Source organism: Methanofollis sp., assembly GCF_028702905.1.
In the GTDB taxonomy this organism is placed as follows: domain Archaea; phylum Halobacteriota; class Methanomicrobia; order Methanomicrobiales; family Methanofollaceae; genus Methanofollis.
In genome coordinates this window covers 2,522-27,234 of the sequence record NZ_JAQVNX010000013.1, presented here as the reverse complement: position 1 = coordinate 27,234, position 24,713 = coordinate 2,522, and the positions used below count along the sequence as shown (strand labels likewise).

General features: G+C 61.0%; 25 protein-coding genes and 1 tRNA gene. 13 read left to right on the top strand and 13 right to left on the bottom strand.

The window, feature by feature from the left end; all coding sequences use genetic code 11:
* Positions 1–72: 72 nt before the first annotated feature.
* The gene (locus PHP59_RS03040; RefSeq protein ID WP_300163387.1) at positions 73–915 is read right to left on the bottom strand and encodes a GNAT family N-acetyltransferase; all 843 of its coding nucleotides are present in this window, start codon (positions 913–915) and stop codon (positions 73–75) included.
* A 78-nt stretch (positions 916–993) separates the two neighbouring features.
* Between PHP59_RS03040 and PHP59_RS03035 the strand changes: the two genes are divergently transcribed.
* Positions 994–1,776, top strand: a complete 783-nt coding sequence (locus tag PHP59_RS03035; protein WP_300163384.1) for a hypothetical protein — start codon at positions 994–996, stop codon at positions 1,774–1,776.
* Here the strand turns inward: PHP59_RS03035 and PHP59_RS03030 are convergent.
* Positions 1,769–2,734: a phosphoesterase gene (locus PHP59_RS03030; RefSeq protein ID WP_300163381.1), complete on the bottom strand. Its 966-nt coding sequence runs from the start codon at positions 2,732–2,734 to the stop codon at positions 1,769–1,771. The two genes, PHP59_RS03035 and PHP59_RS03030, sit on opposite strands and share 8 nt — an antisense overlap.
* A gap of 87 nt (positions 2,735–2,821) precedes the next feature.
* Here PHP59_RS03030 and PHP59_RS03025 point away from each other — a divergent pair.
* Positions 2,822–2,895, top strand: a tRNA-Phe gene (locus PHP59_RS03025).
* A 187-nt stretch (positions 2,896–3,082) separates the two neighbouring features.
* Here the strand turns inward: PHP59_RS03025 and PHP59_RS03020 are convergent.
* On the bottom strand, positions 3,083–3,346 hold the full coding sequence (locus PHP59_RS03020; RefSeq protein WP_300163378.1) for a hypothetical protein: 264 nt from the start codon (positions 3,344–3,346) through the stop codon (positions 3,083–3,085).
* Positions 3,347–3,649: 303 nt separating this feature from the next.
* Complete coding sequence (locus PHP59_RS03015; RefSeq protein WP_300163376.1) at positions 3,650–3,796, bottom strand: hypothetical protein; 147 nt, start codon at positions 3,794–3,796, stop codon at positions 3,650–3,652.
* Positions 3,797–4,355: 559 nt separating this feature from the next.
* On the opposite strand from PHP59_RS03015, the gene PHP59_RS03010 reads away from it, so the two are divergent.
* Entirely contained in the window at positions 4,356–5,678 is a 1,323-nt protein-coding gene (locus tag PHP59_RS03010) for a PKD domain-containing protein (protein ID WP_300163372.1), read from the top strand.
* 188 nt (positions 5,679–5,866) lie between these two features.
* Positions 5,867–6,877 carry a site-specific DNA-methyltransferase gene (locus tag PHP59_RS03005; protein WP_300163368.1) on the top strand — a complete coding sequence of 337 codons (1,011 nt, stop codon included), beginning with the start codon at positions 5,867–5,869 and terminating at the stop codon, positions 6,875–6,877.
* A 262-nt stretch (positions 6,878–7,139) separates the two neighbouring features.
* On the opposite strand, the gene PHP59_RS03000 is transcribed toward PHP59_RS03005, so the two are convergent.
* From PHP59_RS03000 to PHP59_RS02990, 3 genes are read right to left on the bottom strand one after another with little or no spacing between them, the layout of a single operon-like run.
* Positions 7,140–8,324 (bottom strand): ABC transporter permease, encoded by a 1,185-nt coding sequence (locus tag PHP59_RS03000; RefSeq protein ID WP_300163365.1) that lies wholly within the window; start codon positions 8,322–8,324, stop codon positions 7,140–7,142.
* On the bottom strand, positions 8,321–9,001 hold the full coding sequence (locus PHP59_RS02995) for an ABC transporter ATP-binding protein (RefSeq protein WP_300163415.1): 681 nt from the start codon (positions 8,999–9,001) through the stop codon (positions 8,321–8,323). The genes PHP59_RS03000 and PHP59_RS02995 overlap by 4 nt, the downstream gene beginning before the upstream one ends.
* Positions 9,001–10,200: a hypothetical protein gene (locus PHP59_RS02990; RefSeq protein WP_300163362.1), complete on the bottom strand. Its 1,200-nt coding sequence runs from the start codon at positions 10,198–10,200 to the stop codon at positions 9,001–9,003. Before PHP59_RS02990 ends, PHP59_RS02995 begins: the two co-directional genes overlap by 1 nt.
* Before the next feature lie 170 nt (positions 10,201–10,370).
* Between PHP59_RS02990 and PHP59_RS02985 the strand changes: the two genes are divergently transcribed.
* Positions 10,371–10,988: a YIP1 family protein gene (locus tag PHP59_RS02985; RefSeq protein WP_300163359.1), complete on the top strand. Its 618-nt coding sequence runs from the start codon at positions 10,371–10,373 to the stop codon at positions 10,986–10,988.
* A 360-nt stretch (positions 10,989–11,348) separates the two neighbouring features.
* Here PHP59_RS02985 and PHP59_RS02980 read toward each other — a convergent pair whose 3' ends face one another.
* The 5 genes from PHP59_RS02980 to PHP59_RS02960 form a co-directional block, all read right to left on the bottom strand.
* Positions 11,349–11,555, bottom strand: a complete 207-nt coding sequence (locus PHP59_RS02980) for a helix-turn-helix transcriptional regulator (protein WP_300163356.1) — start codon at positions 11,553–11,555, stop codon at positions 11,349–11,351.
* Positions 11,548–11,952: a DUF2178 domain-containing protein gene (locus PHP59_RS02975; RefSeq protein WP_300163353.1), complete on the bottom strand. Its 405-nt coding sequence runs from the start codon at positions 11,950–11,952 to the stop codon at positions 11,548–11,550. The genes PHP59_RS02980 and PHP59_RS02975 overlap by 8 nt, the downstream gene beginning before the upstream one ends.
* Before the next feature lie 69 nt (positions 11,953–12,021).
* A complete protein-coding gene (locus PHP59_RS02970) occupies positions 12,022–12,672 on the bottom strand; it encodes a DUF4013 domain-containing protein (protein WP_300163350.1) in 651 nt (216 codons plus the stop codon).
* A 588-nt stretch (positions 12,673–13,260) separates the two neighbouring features.
* The gene (locus PHP59_RS02965; RefSeq protein WP_300163347.1) at positions 13,261–13,626 is read right to left on the bottom strand and encodes a response regulator; all 366 of its coding nucleotides are present in this window, start codon (positions 13,624–13,626) and stop codon (positions 13,261–13,263) included.
* Positions 13,616–15,022 carry a PAS domain-containing sensor histidine kinase gene (locus PHP59_RS02960; RefSeq protein WP_300163344.1) on the bottom strand — a complete coding sequence of 469 codons (1,407 nt, stop codon included), beginning with the start codon at positions 15,020–15,022 and terminating at the stop codon, positions 13,616–13,618. The genes PHP59_RS02965 and PHP59_RS02960 overlap by 11 nt, the downstream gene beginning before the upstream one ends.
* Positions 15,023–15,165: 143 nt before the next feature.
* Here PHP59_RS02960 and PHP59_RS02955 point away from each other — a divergent pair, with 143 nt between their 5' ends.
* Positions 15,166–15,849: a 2,5-diamino-6-(ribosylamino)-4(3H)-pyrimidinone 5'-phosphate reductase gene (locus PHP59_RS02955; RefSeq protein ID WP_300163341.1), complete on the top strand. Its 684-nt coding sequence runs from the start codon at positions 15,166–15,168 to the stop codon at positions 15,847–15,849.
* A gap of 6 nt (positions 15,850–15,855) precedes the next feature.
* On the opposite strand, the gene PHP59_RS02950 is transcribed toward PHP59_RS02955, so the two are convergent.
* Positions 15,856–16,353, bottom strand: a complete 498-nt coding sequence (locus tag PHP59_RS02950) for a hypothetical protein (RefSeq protein ID WP_300163337.1) — start codon at positions 16,351–16,353, stop codon at positions 15,856–15,858.
* A 92-nt stretch (positions 16,354–16,445) separates the two neighbouring features.
* Between PHP59_RS02950 and PHP59_RS02945 the strand changes: the two genes are divergently transcribed.
* The 7 genes from PHP59_RS02945 to PHP59_RS02915 form a co-directional block, all read left to right on the top strand.
* Positions 16,446–18,092, top strand: a complete 1,647-nt coding sequence (locus tag PHP59_RS02945) for a 2-oxoacid:acceptor oxidoreductase subunit alpha (RefSeq protein ID WP_300163334.1) — start codon at positions 16,446–16,448, stop codon at positions 18,090–18,092.
* Positions 18,089–18,928: a thiamine pyrophosphate-dependent enzyme gene (locus PHP59_RS02940; protein WP_300163331.1), complete on the top strand. Its 840-nt coding sequence runs from the start codon at positions 18,089–18,091 to the stop codon at positions 18,926–18,928. Before PHP59_RS02945 ends, PHP59_RS02940 begins: the two co-directional genes overlap by 4 nt.
* An 87-nt stretch (positions 18,929–19,015) precedes the next feature.
* Positions 19,016–19,549, top strand: a complete 534-nt coding sequence (locus PHP59_RS02935; protein ID WP_300163328.1) for a ferritin — start codon at positions 19,016–19,018, stop codon at positions 19,547–19,549.
* Positions 19,550–19,771: 222 nt separating this feature from the next.
* Positions 19,772–21,697 (top strand): methyltransferase domain-containing protein, encoded by a 1,926-nt coding sequence (locus PHP59_RS02930; protein ID WP_300163325.1) that lies wholly within the window; start codon positions 19,772–19,774, stop codon positions 21,695–21,697.
* Between the two features lie 710 nt (positions 21,698–22,407).
* A complete protein-coding gene (locus PHP59_RS02925) occupies positions 22,408–23,907 on the top strand; it encodes a DUF2193 domain-containing protein (protein ID WP_300163322.1) in 1,500 nt (499 codons plus the stop codon).
* A gap of 23 nt (positions 23,908–23,930) precedes the next feature.
* On the top strand, positions 23,931–24,137 hold the full coding sequence (locus tag PHP59_RS02920) for a DUF2180 family protein (RefSeq protein WP_300163320.1): 207 nt from the start codon (positions 23,931–23,933) through the stop codon (positions 24,135–24,137).
* 7 nt (positions 24,138–24,144) lie between these two features.
* Positions 24,145–24,713: MIP/aquaporin family protein (locus PHP59_RS02915; protein ID WP_300163317.1), on the top strand; the 569-nt coding region annotated here is incomplete at its 3' end.

Sequence of the window (24,713 nt, the reverse complement as noted above, 5' to 3'; positions counted from 1 at the left end):
GTGAAGATATACATAGATTATTTAAATGGGGTTTGCCGTGGAAACCCCCATAAGGGGTTTTCAAAGAGCGGTTCAGCCGAGTTCGAAGGTCGTGACGCCGTAGACACGGTCGAGGGGAACATCAGGCGGGGCGCCGCGGTAGATCCTCGCGGTCTCGAAGACCTGCACCATGCCGCGCGCCCTGGCGAGGGAGACGGCGGCAGGGTTCGGTTCGGGGACATCGAAGAAGACCGGGGCGTCCGGGACCGAAGCCAGCAGACCGTCGAGCAGGGCCTCCGCTGCGGCGGGAGTGTCGGCAAAGAGAGGGCCGATCTTGTAGCCCTCGAAGCAGGGCCGCACCACGCCGTACCCGGCGATGCCGTCGCGGCCAGAGAGAGCGAGTGCGGTCGCGCCCTCTTGCAAAAGCCAGGGCGCGAGGAATTTCGGCCGTGCCGCGGAGAAGATGCCGGCATCGTAGGCAACGAGGTCGGCGAAGGGGACCGCGGACGCAGGCACCAGACCGGCGGGCATTGTGCCGCCCCCCGTCCCCCTGTACCTGATATTCCGGTATATGACGTCGAAACCGAGACGGTCGTGATACTTCTGCTGCATCGCAAGGACGCCGTCGCCGCCGATCGTCCGGTCTCCTGCATGGGCGAGTGCGGCCCTGGTAACAGCAAGACCGTACCCCCGCCCCCTGACGTCCGGCCTGACGATGAGAAGGCCGAAGAAGGCGAAGCGGTCGCCGTACCGCACCATCGAGGAGCAGGCGACCGGGTCGCCGTCCGCCTCGGCGATGAAAAAGCCCTCGGGGTCCTGGGCATAGAAGGCGTCGGCGTCATGGAGGCCGGGGTTCCAGCCTTCATCCCGCGCGAGGGTGATGGCGAAGTCGACGTCTTTTCGCTCCATCTGCCTGACAGAGAGCCTGCTGTCCATGGAGATCCCTCTCCGCACCGGCACATCTGCCTTTCCTTTCGATCATCCCTATATGGGAGGAGGGCGATTCACTATCCGATGAAGCGGATTGCTGTCAGGACACGCTCATTCGGGGCTGAGGTCGGGAAACCGGCAGTCGACGAACTCGCTCCCTGGATAGAGGAGAGGCGGGGGATAGGCGGCGACCTCACGGCCTATCAGATAGAGCGCTCTTTCGGCCTCCAGCAGGGCGTGGACATCCCCTGCGCGGGCGGGCGCTTCTATGCGCGGCGCGTGCTCGGCTGCCTTGAAGGCATCGAGGGGACGGCGGTGACCGGGGAGGTCGGCGTCCGGGCGGAGGAGGCGGTCGCGGATGTCAGGATGCTTGCCCGTCGGCAGAAGGGCCTCTGGTTCGCCCTGCCCGCGCCCTCCCTCTTCAGGTTCACGGACACGTATTACGGCGACGACGACGAGATGAAGGAGGAGGTCGTCGATGCCTTCGGCCGCCTGATGCGGGAGATGCGGGACGCGGGTGCAGGCGGTCATGTGCTCCTCGCGGAGGAAGCCGGGGAGATCGAACTGGAGGGGCTTGCAGGGAAGAAGGTCTGCTTCTTTCCCCTGAAGAGAGAGAGGGCCCTGCTCGAAGTCCTGCTCGAACACCAGACGACGCTGGTCACCGACCCGGCCGGGATCGCCATGGCCGCGCGTCTTGCCGACGAATACGAGGTCCGCGAACTCGCCGTCCTCCACCCGGCCCACGAGGACCTGATAGCGGCCGCCGGCCACTTCGACCCCGACGAGATCGCGGCCGCGGGCTACACAGAGGAGGGAGAGGAGGAGAGGTGGAAGGCCCTCCGCGAAGAGGCCTACATCCTCAAATAGACTCGGCGACCGTCACAAGAGTGTCGAAGTGGTGGGTCCGCTTGAGGAGCCAGAAGAAGAAGCGGTCGAGGAGGGAGAAGGTGAAGTTCCCGCCCGCGGCATTGGGGTGGCCGCCGCCGCCGAACTCCCTGGCGATGAGGTGGCTGATCGGCGGCACGGATCTGATGGAGAAACGGCCGTTTTTGGAGACGACCACCTCGATGTCGGTCCCGAGGGCGTCCCTGATCGCGTGGGCCGTCTCCGAAGGGTAGCCGTGGAGGGGGGCGAAGGCGATCTTATATTTTTTCCCGTAGATCTTCGCCTGCCTGATGCTCGCCTGGATGTCGGCGTCCATATCGGCCTTCATCTCGGCATACACCCCCTCGACCCGGCGGTCGGTGAACTTTCCCTGCATGAGGAGGTTTCGCACATAGGTGAGGTGCTGGCGGCGCTGGGTCACCTGACCGAGGACGTCTGACCGCGGGTCCTCCTTCTTCCAGAGGTCATAGTCGCAGACGACCCTGGCGACCTCCGCGGCCGTCCCGTCGCCGGGCATGATATCCCGGGCGACGACGCCGGTGGCGCAGACCGTCGTGTCGATGTGGAGGAGAGAACAGTGCGGTTCGACGAGCGCGGTCTCGGCGTCGGTCCAGCGGTGATGATCGCGCCACTCGACCTTCCAGCCATTCCCTGTCGCCCTCTTCACGATACCCTCGACCCCCTTCTGGTACCCGAGGTCGCTGATCGAGAGGACGTCGCCCCGCCCCTTGCAGCCTGCGATGAGGGCGAGGATCGCGGTATACCGACCGACCGACGAGAAGATCGTCGTGATCTTCCCGTACTTCATCCTGAGGACGGCGTCGGCCCCGGCGGCGTCGAGATCGTTGTGGGTGAGGTGAAGAACCCCGGCCTTCCTCCCCTCGACCGCGGCGACAATGTCCTCGTCTGTAGTCTTCCTGCCATCGATGACGCTAACCATTACCTACATTCTGGGAGCAGAGGCATAAAAAGGGCGGCGGTGGCAACCGCATCATTTATTAATCGGAAATACCAACATGTAGTGGTCGCCCTAGTAGCTCAGACTGGGAGAGCGCCAGACTGAAGATCTGGTTGTCCCCGGTTCAAATCCGGGCTGGGGCACTTATACCTACTTTCCTAATGCCCTTTTTCAAAAGAATCCTTCTGCGCCCTTCTTCCCCGGGAGTTTTTCGACATTCAAGATCGCCATTAAGTTCCTCCTCAGCCGCCTCGAAAATACCGAAGCAGTTTACCGGGATTCAATGGCCCTTTTAAAATAGGAGCTTCATAAAGTAAAAAAAACAGCCCGTCATAATCTTTCATCAAAGGTGGACAAGGGCGGGCTCATGTTCTTCTCGGCCTCCTGGTAGGACCGATAGAAGTCACGATAGAGAGGGATCGTATCCTTCTTCTTTTTTGTCAGGGCCCTCTGAAAACCGTATTTCAGATAGAACCCCTCTGAGTTCGGTTTGGAGTCGACCGTGATCATGCGGCACCCCACATAGCAGGAGAGGCGCATGGCGATGACCACCGTCTTCAGCAGCATGGCCCGGCCGACGCCCCCGACCTTCATACTCCTGGTGTGTCGCCAGCCGTGCGATCTTCAATGCGGGGTAGTGCGGATACGGGTACCACTCCTCGCCGTCGCCTTCGTTGATGCCTTTCCTGATGATGCAGTCGTTGGTGAGCGTGAAAAAGCCGGCAACCCTACCCTCGCAGGATACGACCCGCGTAACGGACAGCCGTGCACTCTGGTTCTCAAGGGCATCTTCGATCAGGAACTCCGTCAGATCCGACTCTCCGCACTGGAACGATGAAACATCAATGTCCTCGTTGAGAAGAGAAAAAGAGAGTTTTTCGATGGGTATTTTTGTGTTCAAAGTCGCATCTCACGTGCGAGGATGGCGGCTTCGCGGATCAACTCGCGGCCGTCATCGGTGTCTGTGGGGTTGTCCAGATACTCCTGGAACCGCTTCGCGTCCTCCCCCTCCAGGACGAGCCCAAGTTCAATCGGTTTTGCCATACTTCCACCTCCGATCGCAGGGAGTGTCCTGCACGGACATCCCGTATGATATGTAATACTACGGGGGTGCCGGTACTAAAAGATTTCCTCAGAGAGCCGGGGAGGACACTGGTCCTGCAAAAGGTAGTGCCGCCACCCTTCACGTCCTCTCCGTTCTGGCACTCGCCTTCATCTCGCCAGTCATGCGATGAGGGCCTGCACTGCCAGGAAGACCCGGCCTGAGGCGCGTGCTATGATCTTCCACACCCTGGTTGAGATGCTGCCCGGTCCACTCCCTGGCCTTCCGCAGGGATTCGAGGTCAACCTGTGACCGTAAGGTGTCGGCGCACGGCGCTGGACGGTGACGGCATGTCGCCCTATCGCAGGGCCGTTATAGTCATATCATTCCTGTTGAGCCTGCTTTTTCGACCTGCCTTGCCATTGCGAGCATATACCGCGCAATGCGAGGATTATTATATTTTCCAATGTATCACACTTCCCGAAATCCACCGGCACGAGGCCATGGCCCGTTGACCGGGGAGAGGAGAAGAGAATGATGCGTACACGCAGTATAACAGGTATGGTCCTGCTCATCGTCCTGTGCACGGCCCTGCTACCGGCAGGGGCGCTTGCCGCAGAGGAGATCGATCCTCTCTCACTCAGCAGGGCACCAGGCGATGACGGCGCACTGCAGTCCGGGACGTCCGGCGCCGTGCCGTCGGCAGAGGCGACCACGATCTGGGAGGGACCGGTGACCGTCGACCCTGATGGGACATTCACGATCAGGCCGGTCAACACCGACACCGACGTTGAGGTCGACCGCAACACCCCGCTCGGAGCACTCGATGCCGCAGCAGAAGCAGGGAACTTCTCGTATGAAATCTGGGAGGCAGAGTGGGGGTTCTATGTCAACAAAGTCAACGACATCGCCGTGAGTGCGGAGGATAACGAAACGACAATCTGGTGGTTCTATGACGTCGCGACAGCCTATATCACAAACAACGCGACATATAAATCGCTCCGCAACGACGAGGAGATCAGGCTCATCTACGCGCCCCAGACAGCATCTTTCGAACAGACCGTGGAGAGCGCAACCATTGCCGTCGACATGACGATCCGTCTCGCTGGGGAGGACACAGCGAACTTCACGGCAGAACCTACGAGCGGGCCAGCGCCGCTCACCGTGCAGTTCAACGACACGAGCACGGTCAGGGACGTCACCTCATGGTTCTGGGACTTCGGAATCGCCGGCGCCACCTCGACGGAGCAGAACCCGGCGTTCACCTATACCCGGACAGGCCTCTACAATGTCTCCCTGACCGTGACAGATGCACAGAACAAGACATCGACCGCAACAAAAGAGGAGTTGATAGACGTCACACCGACAAATGCCTCGTCGGCGGCGACCTTCTCCGCGGACGTCACCGCAGGGGAGGCCCCGCTCACAGTCCGGTTTACCGACCTGAGCACGGTGGAGAACATCTCCTCGTGGTACTGGGACTTCGGCGACGGCTATATGTCGACACGGCAGAACCCGATCTACACCTACCATGAACCGGGGCTCTTTGCCGTCACCCTCACCCTGACAGATGCGGAGAACGTCACCTGGAACACATCGGCGGAAGGCTTCATCAATGTCAGCGGATCCGCAGGGACGATCGGTTTCACCGCAAACAGGACGTCGGGATCGACCCCTCTGGCCGTGCAGTTTACCGACCTGAGCACGGTCGTGAATATCTCCTCGTGGCTCTGGGACTTCGGCGACGGCAACACCTCGACAGAGCAGAACCCTGCCCATGCCTACACCGCACCGGGCAGCTTTGACGTCAACCTCACCGTGTACGGCGAGAACGCCACACCTGGCCGGGAGATAAAGGAAGACTACATCACCGTCACGGCATAGGGGAGAAAGATCCCTGACTCTTTTTCCCGGCCCTTCAGAGAAAGGCGAGGGCCGGGCCCTGTCGCACTCCTGCCGGGGCGGCATATCCTGTGTAACAGGGCAACCGGTAAAAGCAAAAACAGAGACCGGAATACATCACTAGAGGCAGGACAGGGAAAGAGATACACTGCCGGGTCAGACGTGAGGACATGAGATCGGTCACTATTGGCAGGAACCTCTTCTACAACGGCGACTGCATCCGCGGCGCCGCGGAGCACCTGGAGACGGACTCCGTCGACCTGCTCATCACTGACCCGCCGTACGGGATCCATGGCGACAGGATGGACCGCCACTACAACAGGGACGAAGAGTTCGTGGTGGATGGCTACGTCGAGGTCCCTGAAGAGGAGTACGGGGCATTCAGCGAGGGCTGGATCAGGGAGGCCGAGCGGATCCTCAGGCCAGGCGGTTCCCTCTATATCGTCTCCGGCTACACAAACCTCTACCACATCCTCCACGCCCTCCGCCAGACCTCCCTCGAGGAGGTGAACCACATCATCTGGAAGTACCCCTTCGGCGTGTACACCAGCCGAAAATATGTCTCATCCCACTACCACATCCTTTTCTACGAAAAGCCCGGGGGAAAGCGGACCTTCAATCTGGAGGCGCGCTTCGGCAGGGAGGAGAGGGCAGAGGACGGCGGATGCCTCAACTACCTTGACCGGGAAGACGTCTGGACCATCAACCGGGAGTACAAACCGGGCAGGGCGAAGAACAAGAACGAACTCCCGACGGCACTCCTCACCAAGATGATCCAGTACAGCAGCAACGAGGGCGACCTCGTCTGCGACCTCTTCCTCGGCGGGTTCTCGACGGCGATCGCGGCCATCGGGCTGAACCGGCGTTGTGTCGGCTTCGAGGTCTCGGAGACGATCTTCGAGGCCGGGGTACGGGAGACGGTGAAGGTGCAGCCAGGCGAACTCCTGGAGACAGTGCGTCGCCCGGTCGTCCGCGGCCCGGCAAACCTCAGGAAGAGGTGGCGGCCGGAGGACCTCCGGAGACTCAGGACGAGGTACCGACAACTCACGAAGAAGGGCGCAACGAAGAAGACGGCCGTCGAAGTCCTGGGCGAGGAGTTCGGCAGAGGGCGGTGGGCGATCAGTTATGCCCTGGAGAGGGCGGGCGTCGAGAGCAGGAGGAAAAAAAGAGGGGCGGAGTAGAAGGGGCGTGCTCTGGTCGACGTGTCTTCCTCATCATATGAGGAGAAGCACGTGTCCACCGCCTTCCCCACAATCTATGCCTGGGGACTCCTCGCTATCGCTCGTCGTCCCCTGATCTTAGGATAGGGACCGGGAAGACAGAGCAGATATCCTGAAGAGGGAGAATTGCAATCCACCCCCCTATCCTGATAGTGAAGGGTGCGAGCATTCGTGAGCTGATCAAAAATTCTCCAGAGCCAGAAAAAAATCAGGGCTGAGGCCGTCACTCGGCCGCCAGCGCCACGATCGGGGAGAGTTTCGAGGCCTTCCAGGCAGGGTACACGCCCGAGAGGACGCAGACTCCCGTGCCCACCAGCATACCCCAGACCACATTGAGGAGGGACTGGGGGGCGAAGAGGAATGAGATGTCCTGCAGGACCAGCATGATCAGCACCCCACCGCCGAGCAGGCTGAGGATGCCGCCGATCACCGAGCCGATGAACCCCAGGATCGCCGCCTCGTACAGGAACATCCGGCTGATCTCGCCTCTTTTTACACCGATGCTCTTGAGGATGCCGATCTCACGGATACGTTCGTTCACCGACATCATCATGACATTGAAGATGCTCACCGCGGCGACGACAAGGGAGATCCCGGCAATGCCGGTCACCACAAGGGAGACTGTGCCGATGATGGAGTTGATCGACTCGATCAGGCCCCGCAGGTCCATGATCTCCACAGTCTTCTTCCTGCCGTTGAGACTCTTCTCGATCGCATCCTTCACCCCGTCGATCTCGTCGATGTCCCTGACCATGACCAGCACCTGGTCGTAGCCATTCGCCTTCCCCTCCAGTTCGTCGTACAGGCGGTCGGCAACGATGATCGAGTTGTAGGTGGAGATCCCGCTCCCGAAACCGCTGTCCTTCAGGATGCCGGCAACAAGGAGACTCTTTTCGTGTCCCTCGTCCCCGACCTTGACCCTGCTCCCGACCCTGAGGTCGTACTCCTTGGCGATCGAGGCCGAGACCAGGGCGCGGCTCCCGCCCCGGATCATCACGCCGTCTTCAAGTTCCACCACCTGCGGAAGGTCGTCGGGCGCAAGGCTGTAGATCGAGGCGAAACTCTCCTTCCCTTTCGTCGAGTACCTGACATAACTCGAACGGAACGGGACGACCGGGTTCTTTCCGCTCGCCTTCTTGATCTTGGAGAACTGCTGCTCGGTGATGAGTCTCTTCTCCGAGGAGACCCCGAAGACGCCCATCCCTGACGACGAGGGGTAGATACTCAGCTGCCCGCCCTTCTCGGCGAGGTCGCTTGTCACCGCCACCTGGAGGGCCGATCCCATGATCCCCATCGAGGTGATCGCAAAGACGCCGATGACGATCCCGATCACCGCAAGGAGGGACCGGAGAAAGTGGAGGCGCACGTTCCTCTTTGCCAGGTCCATGTAGATGTCGGCAAAGATCATGACTCCTCAATCCTCCCGTCCCTGATCCTGATCACCCTGTTGGCATATGTCGCGGTGGAGGGATCGTGGGTGACCATCACAATGGTCTTCCCGCCCTGGTTCAGTTCGGTAAGAAGGTCCATGATCTGCACGCTGGTCGTCGAGTCCAGGTTGCCGGTCGGTTCGTCGCAGAGGAGGATCGCCGGGTCATTGATGAGAGCCCGGGCGATCGCCACCCGCTGCTGCTGCCCGCCCGAGAGTTCGTTCGGGGTATGGGCGGCATGGCCCGCGTCGATCCCCACCCTTTCCAGGAGGGCGGCGGCCCTCCCGCCGTCGTCACGCCGCCGGTTCTTGACAATATAGGGGTACGCCACATTTTCCTGCGCCGTGAGGACGGCAATAAGATTGAATTTCTGGAAGATGAACCCGATGGAGTCTCGCCGCAGTTCGGTGAGGGCATCGTCGGAGAGGTCCTTCGTGTTTACGCCGTTGATGATGACGTCCCCGGCGGTCGGGGTGTCAAGACAGCCGATCTGGTTCAGGAGAGTCGACTTGCCCGAACCCGACGGCCCCATGATCGCCACGAAGTCCCCCTTCGGTATCGACAGGGAGACATGGTCGAGAGATGTGACGTCCCCCGCGGCCAGGGGGTAGATCTTCGTGACGTCCCTGAGGCTGATGACCGCCTCCTCGTCCATCATGGCCTCCGTGAGTTCCTCAGGTCGTCGATCAGACCGGTCTTCTTCACGATCAGTCCGCAGGCGAGGATGGCAAGCACGCCGAGGATGGCGATGACAGGCAGGGGGAGACCGGCATCCGCATTCTCCGCACCCTCAGGGGCCTTCTTCTGGACGTATCCTCCCGCCTTGTCCAGGGAGACGGTGGTCGACTGCGTGTACAGGGTGCCGTCCGCGTCCCGGAACGAGATCAGCAGGGGGATCTCTGTGGCGTTCTCGACACGGCAGTTGAGGTCGAAGCTCGACAGATCGTCGGCCTCAAGACTGCCAAGGACATATTCGGGGTACGGGTTCTCGGGCACGGCCGGGTCGCCGGTGGTGACGACGACACCCCGCGCGGTGGTGAGACCGGCATTGGTGACGTCACCGCCGATCGAGTACGAACCGAACCCGCCCTTGACCTCGATGTTGTTCACGACCAGGTGGGCCATCGTCTTGGCGTCGCCAAAGACCACCGGGATCTCTATCCGGGTGGTGTGGGTGTTCGTGCCGGTGCGGTAGGTGACCTCAAACCCGAGGGTGGTCTCCTTCGTGGCCGTCAGGTCGAAGGTGAGATTGGCAGTGCCTGAGGGCGGGATGGCACCGGCAAAGTGGCCGGTCTGGACTGCCTCGATGCCGTCGCCGACCGGCACGACGGAGACGCCGCTGATCTCAGAGGAGCGGGGGTTGCCGATGACCAGTTGAATATGTTCCTTCTTGCCCTCGACAAAGGAGTCAGGGCGGGAGGTGACAAGGACGGTGACCGGGGTCTCGTCGACCGGGACAGGGATATGGGTGCTCAGGCTGCCGCCCTCACCGAAGTCCAGGTAGAACCAGGGGTAATAGGTGCCGGTGTGGGTGTTTGTCCCGGCCTTCACAGTGTAGGTGAAGGTCCGCTTCGCACCGGCACCGAGGGTGCCGACATTGCTGCCGACCTGTTCGCCGACAGAGGGGACCATCGTATCTTCAAGGAAGGCGCGACTGATCTGGACGGCATCGGTGCCGCCATTGGTCACCTCGATGCTGACGGTGGCGATGTCGCCGGGCATGAGAGACCCGGGTTCGATGTTGGTCTTCGTAACCGAGACCTGCGATGCAACTCCAGACGTGGATCCGGCGGTTGCGGCGCAGACAAGAACTATCAGCCCGATGATAAGGGCAAGGCCTGTACGATGATGCATATGAGTAACTCCGGCGCGGGGCACCGGCCCCGCAGATGTGTAAAACACTATGTACATTTTGTATTTAATAACTTACCATTTGTCAATAGAAGTGTTCATATAGTCACACCGGACGTACATTGATCTGCAGCAGGGGCCGCAGAGGCGACCCCTCTCCAGGTGAATAGATAATGGATAATGACACTTCCCTGATTAACGTTCTCATCGCTCCGAACCGCTTCTTCGGAGCGCTGGGTGCAGGAAGGGAGAGAATCGGTCTCCCTGCACTGATTGTCCTCGTTTCAGCACTCATCGCTGGAGCAGGAGCCTACCTCATGGCGTCTTCAATGACGATCGATGTCCCCGACGTCGACCCGGCCACCATGCAGATGATCGCCGGCGCCGGCGCTGCTCTTGTCGCCGTCTTCATGACGCTCTTCGCCTGGGCGATCGGGTCCCTCGTCATGCACGGGATCGTGAAACTCCTCGGCGGCACCGGGTCGTTCAAGTCGACGCTCTCCACGGTCGGTTATGCAAGTCTCCTGCAGGTCTTCGCAGGCCTGCTGACGCTCGCAGTCTTTCTCATCTACCACCCTGACGTCGACGCCATCGTCACGGGCGGGGTGGCGGCGCTCGGCACGATGGCCCCTTTCATGGCCGTCACCGCCATCATCAGTTTCGTCGTCCTCATCTGGTCGGTCGTGATCGAGGCCTACGGCCTTCTCCACGCCCATGACCTCCCCCTCGGAAAGGCCCTCATCGCCCCGGCAGTCATGGCGATCATCAGCATGTTCTTCGGCCTCATCTGAGGCCGGGAGAGAGCACCTCCCTGCACACACCTCAGATCAGGCGGTCGTGGGGACCGCCTGGTCCGTCATCACCAGAGATGGATTTCCGCCCGACCGCACCGCACGCACATCACCACTTCACTTGCGTGGCGATCGGGCGGCCCGGTTTTTCGGCGCATGACTTTTTTTATCGCTTTTTTTTGTTTCGAAACGACCCCGTTCCCTGTCAGGCCGCGGATATACAATGGACCGGACTCTTCGAGGTGCGAACGATAGCGAGCATGAGAAGACAGAGAACCAAAGACTCTCTGAGCAGGCAAATGTTTCAGAGCAAAAATTTTCAAAAAAAGACGGACCGACACCGCCGGAACCGGATGCTCCTCAGTCCCCGGCGACAGTGTCAGGGCTGAAGACATCCTCGATGGTGACACCAAAATAACGGGCGATCTTGAAGGCGAGGTCAAGGGAGGGGTCGTACTTTTTCTTCTCGATGGCGATGATCGTCTGCCTCGTCACCCCCAGCTCCAGGGCTAGCTGCTCCTGGGTGAGGTCGTGCATCGCCCTGAAAACCTTGACCCGGTTATTCATCCTCACCCTCGCTCCAGTACGGTTTCATCGCCAGGATCCAGAAGATCAGGTACAGAAGGATGATCCCGCCCGAGAGGGAGAGCAGGAAGAACCCGTCATTGACGGCCTGCTCCAGCTGAAGCAGGAGACCGGAGACCACAAAACCTGCCCCGAAAAAGAGCATCAAAAACAGGGCGACCCGCAGGGTCTTCAGGGCCACCTGCTCGTCGAGTCTCGCCAGGCGCTCGTCCCAGAGCACGCCTTTCACCCGCTGCCGACAGACAAACATCAGGAGGAGGGCGACATAGAAGGATAACTCGGCAAGGTTGTCATAGCCAGCAACCAGGGCTACCCCGAAGACAGCCGCCTCTGCAAGGGCGATCAGCGCAATACAGAGGAAAAAACGGCTTCGATCCATGGACTGTGTAAGTACATGTGTTCGCGACCCATGTTAATATAACTTGACATGGAGGAGGGAGGGGCCCCCTCACTCCGTCGCCAGGTCATAGATGCGGGAAAAATACCGCGCCTGAAAGATGAACAGAGGGATGAAAGCCAGCACTTCAAGGACGAACACGACAGCGTCCTGGGGGATGAGCGCGATGACGGCAACGATCGCGTTCATAAAGGCCGAGATGAGCACCACCGCAATGACATAGTCCCAGAAGCCGAGGCGATCGATCAGCCCCCAGATCTTCCTCACGGAAAATGCGGCAAAAAATCTCCGCTCCCGTGCAAACCTGACCCCTGCAAGGTTTGCCATCAGGGCCGTGAAGAGATAGACGACGAAGACGACAAGAAAACCACCGATGATCTCGGGAAGGACCGGTTCGATCGCATTCACGCCCTCAATCTCGTACACGACGGCGACGTACCCGAAGAGCAGAATGCCGGCCACAAACGCCGGGGTGGTGTAGACGAACCAGATCACGAGGAGCTTTATCCCGTCCACACACGACCGCAACGACCACTCCACCGGCGGTGCAGGCTCCTCCCCGCGCAGTATCCGCGTGATATGCCCGAAGAAGACGGGGAAGAGGACAAGACTGACCAGCAACGCGAGCGCATCCTTCCACCGGCCCCAGAACGCACCCTGTGTGTACGCCGCGGCATCCATGAACAGTGCACTGAAATCCATCGACATATCCCGTTTGTATCAGGTGTGCGACCGAGCGATAAGAACTCTCGGATCCCGGGCAGGAAAGGAGGAAGCACCTACCATTGGGGCGGCACCCCCGCGCATCCACCAGAAAAGAGAAGATGGCCGGGAAGACCTCACCCGGCCGCACAGAGTTCAATCAGCATTGCTGTTCACGGTATAGACGATATAGGTCGCCCAGTCCTTCCATGGAAATGGACAGATGAGCGGGTCGCCCATCGCCCCCCAGGCGCTCTACTCCTGATAGGGGCCGCAGGGAGCGGAGCACCAGGGCAGTACAGAGCACAGATTTCATCTTCTATCTCTCCTGTTTTCACAACAAAGATTACCATGAAAAACACCCCCGATATTTTTCATAGAACCGCCTGAAACTTCGTTTCATGAGCGATTCATCAGAGAGCATGCGGACGACGACATCACCCCATGACAGCACCGCGACCCGTCACCCCCTTGACGATCTGGAAAAGACAGTTTGAATATAAATAAGGATCTCGCGGTTCGTAGATCGGGGGCAGGATGTTACGGAAAAAACGCTTTTCGTAACCTTAAATGAGGTGCTAACACACTTCAGGCAAAAAACCTGTCCAGAGCACTCATCAACTCAGGCGGGTACACGGGCTTCTGGAGAACCTTCATGACATGTCCGCGATATTTCTCGCGCTCCCCCTTGAGGAGGGGGCAGGCGGTGAAGAGCATCACCGGAAGGGATGAGAGGGCGGGATCGGCCAGGAGTGCGTCGAGGAACTCCCATCCGTTGAGAGGTTCCATCAGCACGTCGAGGAGGATCAGGTCAGGCCTGGAAACACGGGCGATCCCGAGGGCTTCTGCAGCATTCCCTGAGACGACCGGTTCGTACCCGCCTCGCTCAAGGAGGAGCGAGACCATCTCAAGGGTGGGACGGTCGTCGTCGACGACCAGGATCCTACGCCCCATGATCGCATCCCTGCCACAGGACGATCGTAAATGTGCTTCCCTCACCAGGCACGCTCTCGACCCGGATCTCTCCCCCATTCAGGCGGGCATATCTCTCGGCGATGGAAAGACCGAGCCCCATCCTGTTGAAGGTGCGAGTCGTCCTCTCCCCGTCGGCAAGATAAAATGGTTCAAAGATTGTCCTGATCTTCCCGGGCTCGATCCCGATGCCATTGTCCTTCACCATGACGTACCGGGCGGCCCCGTCCTCGGCGTACGAGATCTCGACGACTTTCGGGGGTTCGCTGTACCGGACGGCATTGGTGATGAGGCTCTCAAGAACGATGAAGAACTGGTCATGGTCCACATCGATCACCGTATTTTCCGGGATCCTGAGGGTTATCGACACATCGTCGCCAGAGTCATGACAGGCGAGCACCTCGCCGACAATACCCGCAAGGTCGACAGGGGCACGGTCGCACCATACTTTCCCCCCCTCAAGAAGGCTCAGTTCCAGCATCCTGTTCACGGCATTCTTCTCGCGGCTGATATTCTCCATACAGATCCCGAGAATACGGCAGACCTCGTCATCGAGACCGTACTTCTGCCTATCCTCAAGGAGGAGATAGAGGTAGCCGAAGACCGGTTGGAGAGGAGTCCTGAGTTCGTGGGCCGCCGTGGTGATAAAGTCCTGCCGCCTTTCGGCCTCTGCGGCACACATCCTGACCGCGGCCTCCCCGGCCGAACGTGCATCCCTGAACGCCTTCAGGGAGGCGACATCAAGGACCGAACACCGGTGCTCGGGCATGCCGGGAACGCAGGAGAGAAGCACAGGCACCGGTCGTCCCGAAGGATCATGGAAAAAGGTCTCGTAGTGGAGAACCGCGGCCCCCCTCTCCAGCACCCCGCAGAAGGTCTTCAGATCAGTGTGATCTTCCCAGACCGAGGCAAGGGGCATGCCTGAAATCTCGTGAACCGACAGACCCAGGATCCCGGCGAGGGCGGGATCGGCCCGGGTGATCTGGAGGCTTTTTGCGTCGAAAAAAAAGGAAGGGCCTTTTTTCAGGATCGAGCCTGGAATTCTGCCTGACCCGGCGCCAAAGAGGGTGACAGCCGTCATCCCCCAGAGATAGAGCATGGTGAAGAGAAAGAGAATGACCGGGTCAACGGCATAGCCGCCGAAGGCGAGGAAGAGTGTCACTGCCGTGTACCCGGAGGAGAGTGCCGCGGCCGTCCATATCGACCTGTTCGAGTACCAGGTTGCCACGACCACGAGGGGGATATAGTAGAGATAGGATATGGCGAACCCCGCAGTGTGCATGAGGGAATAGAGGACGATAAGGAAGAGAAGGCCGAAGAGCGGACCGTTGATCCCGATCAGGTACAGCCACCGCCTCAGGTCCCAGGGGGAGATCATGGGGGCATTCCAATCCCTCGACATCATGCGCACAGAAATGTGAATCCAACGATTATATATTGCCTTCTTTTTATTTCAAAAAATAACGGCGTTGAAATAAGAAAACGCGCACAATAAATCAGAGCGGATCAAAACCTCAGAACATGCGTCCGTATGTCTTTGTCAACCTTGCAATGAGCGCCGACGGGAAGATCTCGACACGAGAGCGGCGCCAGGTGAAGATTTCAGGAACAGACGATTTTCAGCGTGTCGACCGACTCAAGGCCGTCGCCGACGGCATCATGGTGGGAATCGGCACCATCCTCTCTGACAACCCATCCCTCACAGTCAAGTCTGCAGACCTGAGGGCCGCGCGCAGAGAGGGAGGGCGTGATGAACACCCGGTGCGGATCATCGTCGACTCGGCGGCACGGACGCCGCCTGACGCCGACATCCTCATGAAGGGAGAGGGGCTGAGGATCATTGCGGTCTCTGCGTCCGCACCCGCAGACAGAGTCAGCACCCTCAGGGAGAAGGCAGAGGTGATCGTCGCAGGGGAGGAGTGGGTCGACCTCGGGAGACTCATGGACGAACTCGGCGCCCTCGGCATCGGTCGGTTGATGGTCGAGGGAGGGGGGACACTCATCTGGGGGCTCTTCAGGGCAGGCCTTGTCGACGAACTCATCACCTATGTCGGATCGGTCGTCATCGGCGGCAGGGACGCACCGACACCTGCGGACGGGGAGGGCTTTGTCGCGGAGGACGCGTTTCCGCGCCTTGAACTTGTGGGTGTCGAAAAGATCGACGACGGCGTCCTGCTCAGGTGGACGGTCAGAAAAAAGGAGTGAAAAGGATTACTTCGTCCCCTTGGCACCGAGGACATTGTCCCAGATCTTGAACTTCGTCTGTGCGTCCGTGCCCAGCGGCCGGTCCATCACGACCCAGACCTGGACGCGGTCGTCGCCGGCCGTTCCGTTAAACTCAAGGCTCTGCCCCCTGGAGAGGGAGCGGCCCGAGGGCTTGGTGAGGGACTTCGTCTCCGTCTTGCCGTCAGAGCGGGTGACGGTGGCGGTGAACTCCTTCACATTCTCCTGGCCGAGGCCGCCGCTGAACGTAACGGTGATGCCGCGGTAGATCGGGTCCTTCGCCGCCTCGGCTTTGACAAAGTAGTTGGCAGGGATGACATCGGTTCCAGACGGTTCGAGGGAGACCGTCTGAGTCGTCACGGGCACGGTCGTCGCAGGTGTGGCGGTCGGGGTCGGGGTCGCCGCGGGCGACGATCCGGTGCATCCGGCAGAGAGGGCAAAAACTGCCAGTACTGCCAGAACAAGCATAAGAGCAACGCGTTTCATGCTTTCATCTTTGAATTTCCTCTATTTGAGCATTGTGCCAGAACGGGCAAAACTATATCTGGAACTCTTCACCTCTCCGGGTGGGGCTGAAGATGCAGGAGATCTCCATACTCATCGGTGGAAAGGCAGGGGAAGGGATCAATATCGCGGGTTCGGTCGTCGTCCGGATCCTCTCGGCATGCGGGTTGCGGGCGTACATGTACTACGACTACCCCTCTCTCATCAAGGGGGGGCATAATTTTGCGGTCATCAGGGCGGCGGAGGAAGAGGTCCACTGCCACAGGGAGAAAGTCGATCTCATCCTTGCAATGGACCAGGAAACGGTGCGGCGCCATGCAGACCGGCTCAGGGAGGGCGGCGAGGTCATCCATGACGCGGGCGTCGTGAAGGGCGACGGGATCGGCGTGGACCTCGACGCCATCGTGACAGAGGAAAGGGCCCCGCCGATCACCCGGAACTCCGCGATCATCGGGGCCTTCTGCAGGGCCTGCGGGATCCCCTGGACAACGGTCGAAGAGGTCTTTGCACGGGCGATCCCGAAAGAGCAGGAGGCGAACCTGCGGGTCGCACGCCGCGGCTACGATGTGTCACGGGAGGTGCTGCGCCTTCCCGCGACCGGCAAGAGACCTCTCCCGGCCCTCACCGGCAACGAAGCGATCGCCCTCGGCCTCCTCGACGCCGGCCTGGAGGGGTATGTCTCCTACCCGATGACACCCTCGTCGAGCATCCTCCACACTCTCGCAGGACTTGCCGACCGCTTCGGCATCAGCGTCGTCCACCCTGAAAACGAGATCGCAGTGATGCTCACGGCTCTCGGCGCCGCCTATGCTGGCCGGCGCGTGGCTGTCGGCACCTCGGGCGGCGGGTTCTGCCTCATGACAGAGGGCTTCTCCCTGGCAGGCATGGCCGAGATACCTGTGCTCGTCGTCCTCGCCCAGAGGCCTGGCCCGAGCACGGGCGTGCCGACATACTCAGGCCAGGGAGACCTCCTCTTTGCCCTCTCCGCAGGGCAGGGCGAGTTCCCGCGGATCGTCGCCGCGCCAAGCACGCCCGAGGAGGCATGGTACTGGGCCGGCGCCCTGATGAACCTTGCCTGGCGGTTCCAGACTCCGGCAGTCCTCCTCACCGACAAGAACCTCGGCGAGGGGATCTTCTCCTTCGGGGAGACGGAGAAAAGGCCGGTGCTGGGGCCGTCCCTCTGGGACGGGGAGGGGGAGTACAGGCGATACCTGGCCGGGACAGGCGGGGTCTCGTCCCTCGCCTTCCCCGGCACCGCGGGAGCGATGGTGAAGGTGAACAGTTATGCCCACGACGACCGCGGCATCACCACCGAAGACGCGGCAGTCATTGCGCGGATGGCAGAAAAACTCCAGGAGAAAGGGACGACAGCCGCACGGGTGCTCGAAGGCTACCCCTGCGTGGCGACCGCCGGCGACTCCGGCGCAGAAACCGCCCTCCTGTGCTGGGGCTCGACGGCCGGCGTCTGCACCGAGGTCGCAGGGCGCCGCGGCCTCAGGGTGGTCAGGCCGGTCGTCCTCTCGCCCTTCCCTGAGGCGCAGGTGAAGGCCGCACTTGCCGGGGCCGGGCGGATCGTCGCGGTGGAGGAGAATGTCACCGGCCAGCTCGCCCGTCTTGCGTCCCTCCACGGCATCAGGGCCGACGCCGTCGTCGGGAAGTACGACGGCCGACCCTTCGCCCTCGAAGAGCTGGAGAGGCGCCTGCAGGAGGTGACCGCATGATCTGGATCACCGGGGCGAAGAACACCTGGTGCCCGGGCTGCGGGAACTTCGCCATCGAACACGCCCTCAAGGACGTCCTCGCCGACCTCGCAGAGGAGGGGAGGCGGGCCGAGGACTTCGTGCTCGTCAGCGGCATCGGCTGCCATGCCAAGATCGCCGACTACCTCGCGGTCAACAGTTTCTATGCCATCCACGGCCGGACCCTCCCGGTGGCGGCCGGGATCAAACTCGCAAACCCCGGCCTCACCGTCATCGCCTGTGCCGGCGACGGCGACGCCTATGCCGAAGGGCTCGACCACCTCGTCTTTGCGGCGAAGAGGAACCAGGGCATCACCGCCATCATCCACGACAACCGGGTCTACGGCCTGACCACCGGCCAGTACACTCCGACCTCGTACGAGGGCTTCAGGGGACGTTCGACGCCAGGCGGCATCAGGGAGCGGCCGATCAACCCGGTCGCACTGATGCTCGCATCGGGAGCGACATTCGTCGCCCGGACATACACGCGGAAGATGGACCACCTCAGGGAGGTGCTGAAGGCGGCGGTCCTCCACCGCGGCTTCTCCTTCGTGGACGTGCTCCAGATCTGCGCCACCTACAACAACCTGACGGAGTACTACGACGACCGGGTCTATCTGCTCGAAGGGCACGAGACAGGCGACCTGAGCGGGGCGACGGCTAAGGCGAGAGAATGGGACTACTCGACCGACGCACCCATCGCCCTCGGCGTCTTCTACGAGGAGGAGGTACCCGTCGACCCCTGGCCCGCGATGGGGGGGGCCGGGCCTGAGGAGCGGGAACGCACGATCAGGGCCATTCTTCAGGAGAGGACATAGAGATACCGGCGACAATCGCCCTTCAGGGGGATCGGCCCCTTCAAAAACTATATATCCTGTCTCTCCCAGGGGGAGTCTGGTGATGTCATGATCTCGCACACGATGCTTGAGGCGCTGAACCGGCAGATCAACCGGGAACTCTACTCGGCCTACCTCTACCTCTCGATGGCGGCCTGGTTCTCGGCGGAGAACCTGCCCGGCTTTGCGAACTGGATGCGGGTCCAGGTGCAGGAGGAACAGTTCCACGCGATGAAATTTTTCGATTACTGTGCTGCACGGGGAGGGAGATTGACGATGCTCCAGATCGAGGCGCCGCCAAACACCTGGGACTCCCCCCTCGCCGTCTTCGAGGCCACCTATGCCCACGAGCAGAAGGTGACGAAGATGATCTACGACCTCGTCGATATTGCCGCAAAAGAGAAAGACCACGCCACCTCCAACCTCCTGCGGTGGTACGTGGACGAGCAGGTCGAGGAGGAGGAGAACGACACCGATATCCTGGGCAAATTGAAGAGAGTCGGCACCGACACGAACGCCCTTCTCATGCTCGACAAAGAACTCGGCATGAGGGTCTTCACTCCGCCGGCACCTGCCGGAAGCAGCGGTCAGGGCGCGCCCTGATCGCTCCCTTTTTTCCAGGAACGCGCTCTTGCCGGGGGCCTGCCTGCACGGGCCAGGAAGCGGCATTATGAGGGGTTCGCCTCCAGGCCTCCGGCAAAACCCTATGTAGTACCATCCACCACGATAGCAGATGGGATCTTCAGTACCGCACCGGGCATACCACCTGTACCCGGAAAAATCCGGGCTGGATCGACCATATGTGCATGCTGGAGTGCTGCCTCAATGAACAAACGAAAGCCAACCTCCATTTCGGACGGGAAGAAGAAAAAAGTGCAGGAGCGGTCGCTTGGTCCGGTGAACAACCTCGAAGCCCATGTCCCGCCGGAGTGGTGGCGGGGGATCTTCAACCACCTCTACCTCAAGACAGACGGCGACGTGGTCGGCGACGACACCCTGACGGTAAAGGAGATAGACCTCTTTTCAGAAGCGGCCGGCCTCAGGAAGGACGATCGTATCCTCGATGTCTGCTGCGGACAGGGGCGCCACACCCTCGAACTGGCCAGGCGCGGCTTCACCGCCGAAGGGCTCGACCGTTCTCATTACCTGGTCCAGAAGGCGCGGGCCTCCGCAAAGAAGGAGGGGCTGGATGTCAGGTTCAAGGAAGGGGACGCACGGCGTCTCCCGTACCGCACCGACACCTTCGACGCCGTCATGATTCTCGGGAACAGTTTCGGCTACTTCGAGAGCGGGGAGGACGACCGCCTGGTGCTCGCCGAGGTTGCACGGGTGCTCAAACCGGATGGCAGGGTGCTCATCGACATCTCTGACGGCGGATATCTCAGGGACAACTTCCAGAAGCGTTCCTGGGAATGGATCGATAAAAAACACTTCGTATGCAGGGAGCGGTCCCTCTCGGCAGACGGGGCGCGGCTCATTTCCCGGGAGGTGATCACCCATGTGGAGAAGGGGGTGATCGCCGACCAGTTCTATGCAGAGCGGCTGTACACCGGAGAAAAAATCGAAGAACTCATCTCTTCGGCCGGGTTCTCCGACATCGGCAGGCACGGCGAGATCGCGACCGAGTCGGCACGGAACCAGGACCTCGGCATGATGGAGAGGCGGATCGTCGTCACCGGCACGATCGCCAAGGCATGGGCAGAGCCTGCGAAGGGTGCGGCCTCTGACGTGCGGCAGGTGACGGTCATCTTCGGCGATCCGCGCCTCAGGGACGACGTCAAGCCGGACTGTGTCTTCGACGAGGACGACTATGACACCATCAACCGGCTCAAAGAGGCGCTGAAGCAGTTGAAAGGATACCGCTTCGCCTTCCTTGACAACCACCAGACCCTTGTCGCCGACCTGGAAAGGCTGCGCAGCAAGACCGACTACGTCTTCAACCTCTGCGACGAGGGCTTCCTCAACGACCCCTGGAAGGAACTGCATGTCCCCGCCCTCCTTGAGGTCATGGGGATCCCGTACACCGGGTCGGCCCCCCAGTGCCTCGCGTTCTGCTACGACAAGTCGCTTGTCAGGGGCGTGGCCCGGGAGATGCACATCCCGGTGCCCGAGGCGGTGCTCGTCCGCGGCGAAGAGATCGCCTACGAGATCCCCTTCAGGCTGCCCGCGATCGTGAAGCCCAACTCAGGGGACTCGAGTTTCGGCATCACCGAGAAGAGTGTCGCGTATTCGTTCGAAGATCTGACGCGTGCGATCTCGTCGATCAGGTCGCGTTTCGGGTTCGAGAAGCCGATCCTGGTCGAGGAGTACCTCACCGGCCCCGACCTCTCTGTCGGGATCATCGGCAACCCGCCTGAATCGTACACGGTCCTGCCCATCATCGAAGAGGACTACTCTGCCCTCCCGCCCGAACTTCCGAGGATCTGCGGCTACGAGGCAAAGTGGGTTCAGGACTCGCCGTACTGGAAGATCACCTCCATCAAGGCCGACCTCCCTGAGGAGACCGAGAAACAGATCATCGAGTGGAGCGTGCAGATGACGAGAAGGCTCGGCAGCCGCGACTATACCCGCCTCGACTGGCGGCTCTCGACCGACGGCGAACCGAAACTCCTTGAAGTGAACCCGAATCCAGGATGGTGCTGGGACGGCCACCTTGCCAAGATGGCGAAGATCGCCGGGGTCTCATATCCCGGGATGATCGGCATGGTCCTGAAGGCCGCGGAAGGCCGGATCGGCGAAAAACGGGCGTGAGCACTCTCCGTAGATACTGAGGCCCTGAAAAGGGGCCATCCACCTCTTTTTTGATCGAAGCTGCGAGGATAACAGAGAAAATCAGGCCTGTAAAAATCCCTCTCATCCTATCCCTGTGGTGCCTGCATGTCGGCGTGAGGGTGGGGATCCTCGGGACACGCCCGGATCAAATACGCCTTTATCTGCCTCTAATCAGGGGATCAAACCTCTCGTTCTGGGCCATATCGGGGAGATCCGGAGATCCGGGCATACCGGAGTCCGTGTGCGGAACAGGGTGAAATCCGGCAGGACTCAACCCCCTCTGAGCCCACATATGATTGAAGGTAATGTCATCCCCTCTCCCGGCCCCCCTGGTATCGGGGAGGGGGAGGGAGAGGGGCTGGAAATTGTCTGGATTTTGCCTCGTATTTTCATCGCAGAAGAGCCCATTCACGGATAATACCACAATAGAAACTATTATGTGAATGGCTGAACCATTCACGCTTTGTAAGGAGGTGAAAGTACAGGGCGGCTGCACGAAAAGGCAGGCGTCACCACAGGCCAGACCCCGAAGCGAGCGGCAGGGGGCCGGCACAGAGACACCATCCGGCATTCAGTTTCTCTCAGTCGTTCGCTCGCGTTGATTCAATCTGTTTGATACCGGCACATGCCAGGGAACAATGCTTCCAGAGCGGAAGCAAGATGCGACCATTTTGCAGGAGGAGAAAAGCATGAAAGAGATCTATACGAAAATCCTTGACGAGGCCATGGCGGCGCAGCGCGCCGACGTGGAGACGATCAAAAAGAAGCGCGGCACGGCATTCAAGGTGAAGGACGGCAAGGCCTACGTCGACGCCGCGGCGAAGATGAAGGCCAGCGAAGGACAGAGCAAGGCGGTGATCGACCTCCATGTGGAGTCTGTGAAGGCCCATTACAGGAACCTCTCCGCGCTCACCGACTATGTCAGGCCAGAGGACGACCCCTTTGTCGAGCACTACCAGACGCCTGCCGTCCTCGAAGTCCTCTATGCCGAGGACCCGAAATTCAGGAAGAGCATGGACGCCTTTATCAAGGCAATCGGGAAGTCCGAAGCCCTGATCGGCCGCGAGGCGGCGAGGCGGTATGCCGGGTTCTACGGCCCGACCTGTGTCGTCGACTTCGCCCTGATACCGGGCAGCACGTCCAATGTCGTCAACCAGATCCTCCAGACCGTCAAGATCCCGACAGAGCACAGGCAGGCGATCCTGGCGGCAAAGTCCTGGGGCATGAACACCAGTTACGGCATCGGCGAGGTCTTCGCCAAGGCCGTGGAGGCAGGGGAGACCCTTGCCGACGCCACGAAGCAGGAGGTCAAACAACTCCAGGCGATCTACGACCACCCTGTCCGGGCGCAGGTCGAGTTGATGGAAAAGGCAGGGATGACCTCCTTCGACCCGGCGAAGTACATGGAAGGGTACAAAAAGGACATCGAACCCTTCGTGAAGGCCGCGATCGACGGCGGGGTCCACTACGGCAACATCGTCACCGTCCCGGCCTACTGTGTCGGCGACATCGCGCACCACATCGCCCAGTCCACCTTCAACATGTGCAAGGACGACGTGGTGATGGGCATCATCGAGGCGGTGACCGAAGTGATGGACAGGAGCGTGCGGGCGGCCCTGGACACAGTCAAAAGTGAGTACCAGCTCCTCTCCATCGCCACGGGGTCGTCGGCGGCGGCGACCGAGTACATCCTCGAACTCGACGGCTTCAACGCCCCGATGGTCGTCGACCTCCTCACGAAGCGCTTCCACAACTTCGTGCAGTTGTACCCGACCCGCGGCGCCGCGGCCGAACTCCACAACTGCGACTTCATGGACATGATCTGGCGCGGCTGGCGGATGCTCGACGCCGCACGGAGGAAGAGGAACGGGTCCGGCGACCTGCTGACTCCAAAGGCTGCGGGCTTCCCTGTGGACCTCGCGCCCATCCATGAGAGTGAGGTGATCATGAACCCGCAGCGCTACGCCTATCCGGCCTCGGCGATCACCGTACGCTACTCGGCCCTGATGCGCCTCGCCGACTACCCCTGTCTGCTGACGAGCGAACCGGTGACGGCGACGATGATGACGAACATCATCGCCCTTCACCCGGAGCAGATCGCAGCCCCGGTGCGGGCCTGCAAGGACTGCGCCTCGGCCTCGATGGTCGACTTCAGGCACGAGTACTGTCAGTGGAGAGAGGCGGTCTGAGGGCATCGCCGCGGGTGAGTGCGATGAAATGCTATATCTGCGCACAGGAGGGGAAGACGACCGAGGCCGCGGGGATCTGCATCGTCTGCGGCATGGGCCTCTGCACCGACCACATGATCCGGAGCGATGTGGACCTCTGGGAGGGGGGATACCCCTTCCCGGCACAGAAGATGAAGAGGGCCCTCCCGAGGATCCTCTGTCCGGAATGCCATGCCGCCCTTCAGGAGTGAGAGACCAATGGTCTCCCTCCTGAAAAGAAGCGTCGCCGAACTGATCGGGACATTCGTCCTGGTCTTCTTCGGTGCCGGGGCCGCGGCCGTCACCCTGATGATCGCCCATGGTGCGGAGACGCCGAACCCCTTCAACATCGGGATCGGCGCCCTCGGCGGCCTCGGGGACTGGCTTGCGATCGGTCTCGCCTTCGGCATCGCGATCGCCGCGGTGATCTATGCCCTCGGCAGGGTCTCGGGGGCGCACATCAACCCCGCGGTGACGATCGCCCTCTGGGCGGCCGGGATGTTCCCGGCGCGGGAGGTCGTCCCCTACATCGCCGCCCAACTCATCGGCGCGGCCGGCGCGAGTTTCGCCTTTGCGGCCTGCGCAGGCATGGACGCCGTCACTATCGGCGGTCTCGGCGCGACCGCACCCTTCCCGGGCATCTCCTTCTCGCAGGCGGTCCTGGTCGAGGCGATCGGCACCTTCCTCCTGATGCTCGCGATCATGGGGGTGGCCGTGGACAAGAGGGCGCCGCCCGGCTTTGCAGGCCTCGTCATCGGCCTCACCGTCGCCGGGATCATCACGACGAC

What these genes read in the sequence shown, in the direction of transcription:
- PHP59_RS03000 (WP_300163365.1), bottom strand. Translation starts at nt 8,324, where the DNA reads ATGATCTTTGCCGACATCTACATGGACCTGGCAAAGAGGAACGTGCGC.
- PHP59_RS03040 (WP_300163387.1), bottom strand. Translation starts at nt 915, where the DNA reads ATGGACAGCAGGCTCTCTGTCAGGCAGATGGAGCGAAAAGACGTCGAC.
- PHP59_RS02970 (WP_300163350.1), bottom strand. Translation starts at nt 12,672, where the DNA reads ATGGATTTCAGTGCACTGTTCATGGATGCCGCGGCGTACACACAGGGT.
- PHP59_RS02925 (WP_300163322.1), top strand. Translation starts at nt 22,408, where the DNA reads ATGAAAGAGATCTATACGAAAATCCTTGACGAGGCCATGGCGGCGCAG.
- PHP59_RS02950 (WP_300163337.1), bottom strand. Translation starts at nt 16,353, where the DNA reads ATGAAACGCGTTGCTCTTATGCTTGTTCTGGCAGTACTGGCAGTTTTT.
- PHP59_RS02965 (WP_300163347.1), bottom strand. Translation starts at nt 13,626, where the DNA reads ATGGGGCGTAGGATCCTGGTCGTCGACGACGACCGTCCCACCCTTGAG.
- PHP59_RS03035 (WP_300163384.1), top strand. Translation starts at nt 994, where the DNA reads ATGAAGCGGATTGCTGTCAGGACACGCTCATTCGGGGCTGAGGTCGGG.
- PHP59_RS02955 (WP_300163341.1), top strand. Translation starts at nt 15,166, where the DNA reads ATGCGTCCGTATGTCTTTGTCAACCTTGCAATGAGCGCCGACGGGAAG.
- PHP59_RS03020 (WP_300163378.1), bottom strand. Translation starts at nt 3,346, where the DNA reads ATGAAGGTCGGGGGCGTCGGCCGGGCCATGCTGCTGAAGACGGTGGTC.
- PHP59_RS02920 (WP_300163320.1), top strand. Translation starts at nt 23,931, where the DNA reads ATGAAATGCTATATCTGCGCACAGGAGGGGAAGACGACCGAGGCCGCG.
- PHP59_RS02985 (WP_300163359.1), top strand. Translation starts at nt 10,371, where the DNA reads ATGGATAATGACACTTCCCTGATTAACGTTCTCATCGCTCCGAACCGC.
- PHP59_RS02995 (WP_300163415.1), bottom strand. Translation starts at nt 9,001, where the DNA reads ATGGACGAGGAGGCGGTCATCAGCCTCAGGGACGTCACGAAGATCTAC.
- PHP59_RS02990 (WP_300163362.1), bottom strand. Translation starts at nt 10,200, where the DNA reads ATGCATCATCGTACAGGCCTTGCCCTTATCATCGGGCTGATAGTTCTT.
- PHP59_RS02935 (WP_300163328.1), top strand. Translation starts at nt 19,016, where the DNA reads ATGATCTCGCACACGATGCTTGAGGCGCTGAACCGGCAGATCAACCGG.
- PHP59_RS03015 (WP_300163376.1), bottom strand. Translation starts at nt 3,796, where the DNA reads ATGGCAAAACCGATTGAACTTGGGCTCGTCCTGGAGGGGGAGGACGCG.
- PHP59_RS02980 (WP_300163356.1), bottom strand. Translation starts at nt 11,555, where the DNA reads ATGAATAACCGGGTCAAGGTTTTCAGGGCGATGCACGACCTCACCCAG.
- PHP59_RS02940 (WP_300163331.1), top strand. Translation starts at nt 18,089, where the DNA reads ATGATCTGGATCACCGGGGCGAAGAACACCTGGTGCCCGGGCTGCGGG.
- PHP59_RS03005 (WP_300163368.1), top strand. Translation starts at nt 5,867, where the DNA reads ATGAGATCGGTCACTATTGGCAGGAACCTCTTCTACAACGGCGACTGC.
- PHP59_RS02945 (WP_300163334.1), top strand. Translation starts at nt 16,446, where the DNA reads ATGCAGGAGATCTCCATACTCATCGGTGGAAAGGCAGGGGAAGGGATC.
- PHP59_RS03010 (WP_300163372.1), top strand. Translation starts at nt 4,356, where the DNA reads ATGGTCCTGCTCATCGTCCTGTGCACGGCCCTGCTACCGGCAGGGGCG.
- PHP59_RS03030 (WP_300163381.1), bottom strand. Translation starts at nt 2,734, where the DNA reads ATGGTTAGCGTCATCGATGGCAGGAAGACTACAGACGAGGACATTGTC.
- PHP59_RS02975 (WP_300163353.1), bottom strand. Translation starts at nt 11,952, where the DNA reads ATGGATCGAAGCCGTTTTTTCCTCTGTATTGCGCTGATCGCCCTTGCA.
- PHP59_RS02930 (WP_300163325.1), top strand. Translation starts at nt 19,772, where the DNA reads ATGAACAAACGAAAGCCAACCTCCATTTCGGACGGGAAGAAGAAAAAA.
- PHP59_RS02960 (WP_300163344.1), bottom strand. Translation starts at nt 15,022, where the DNA reads ATGATCTCCCCCTGGGACCTGAGGCGGTGGCTGTACCTGATCGGGATC.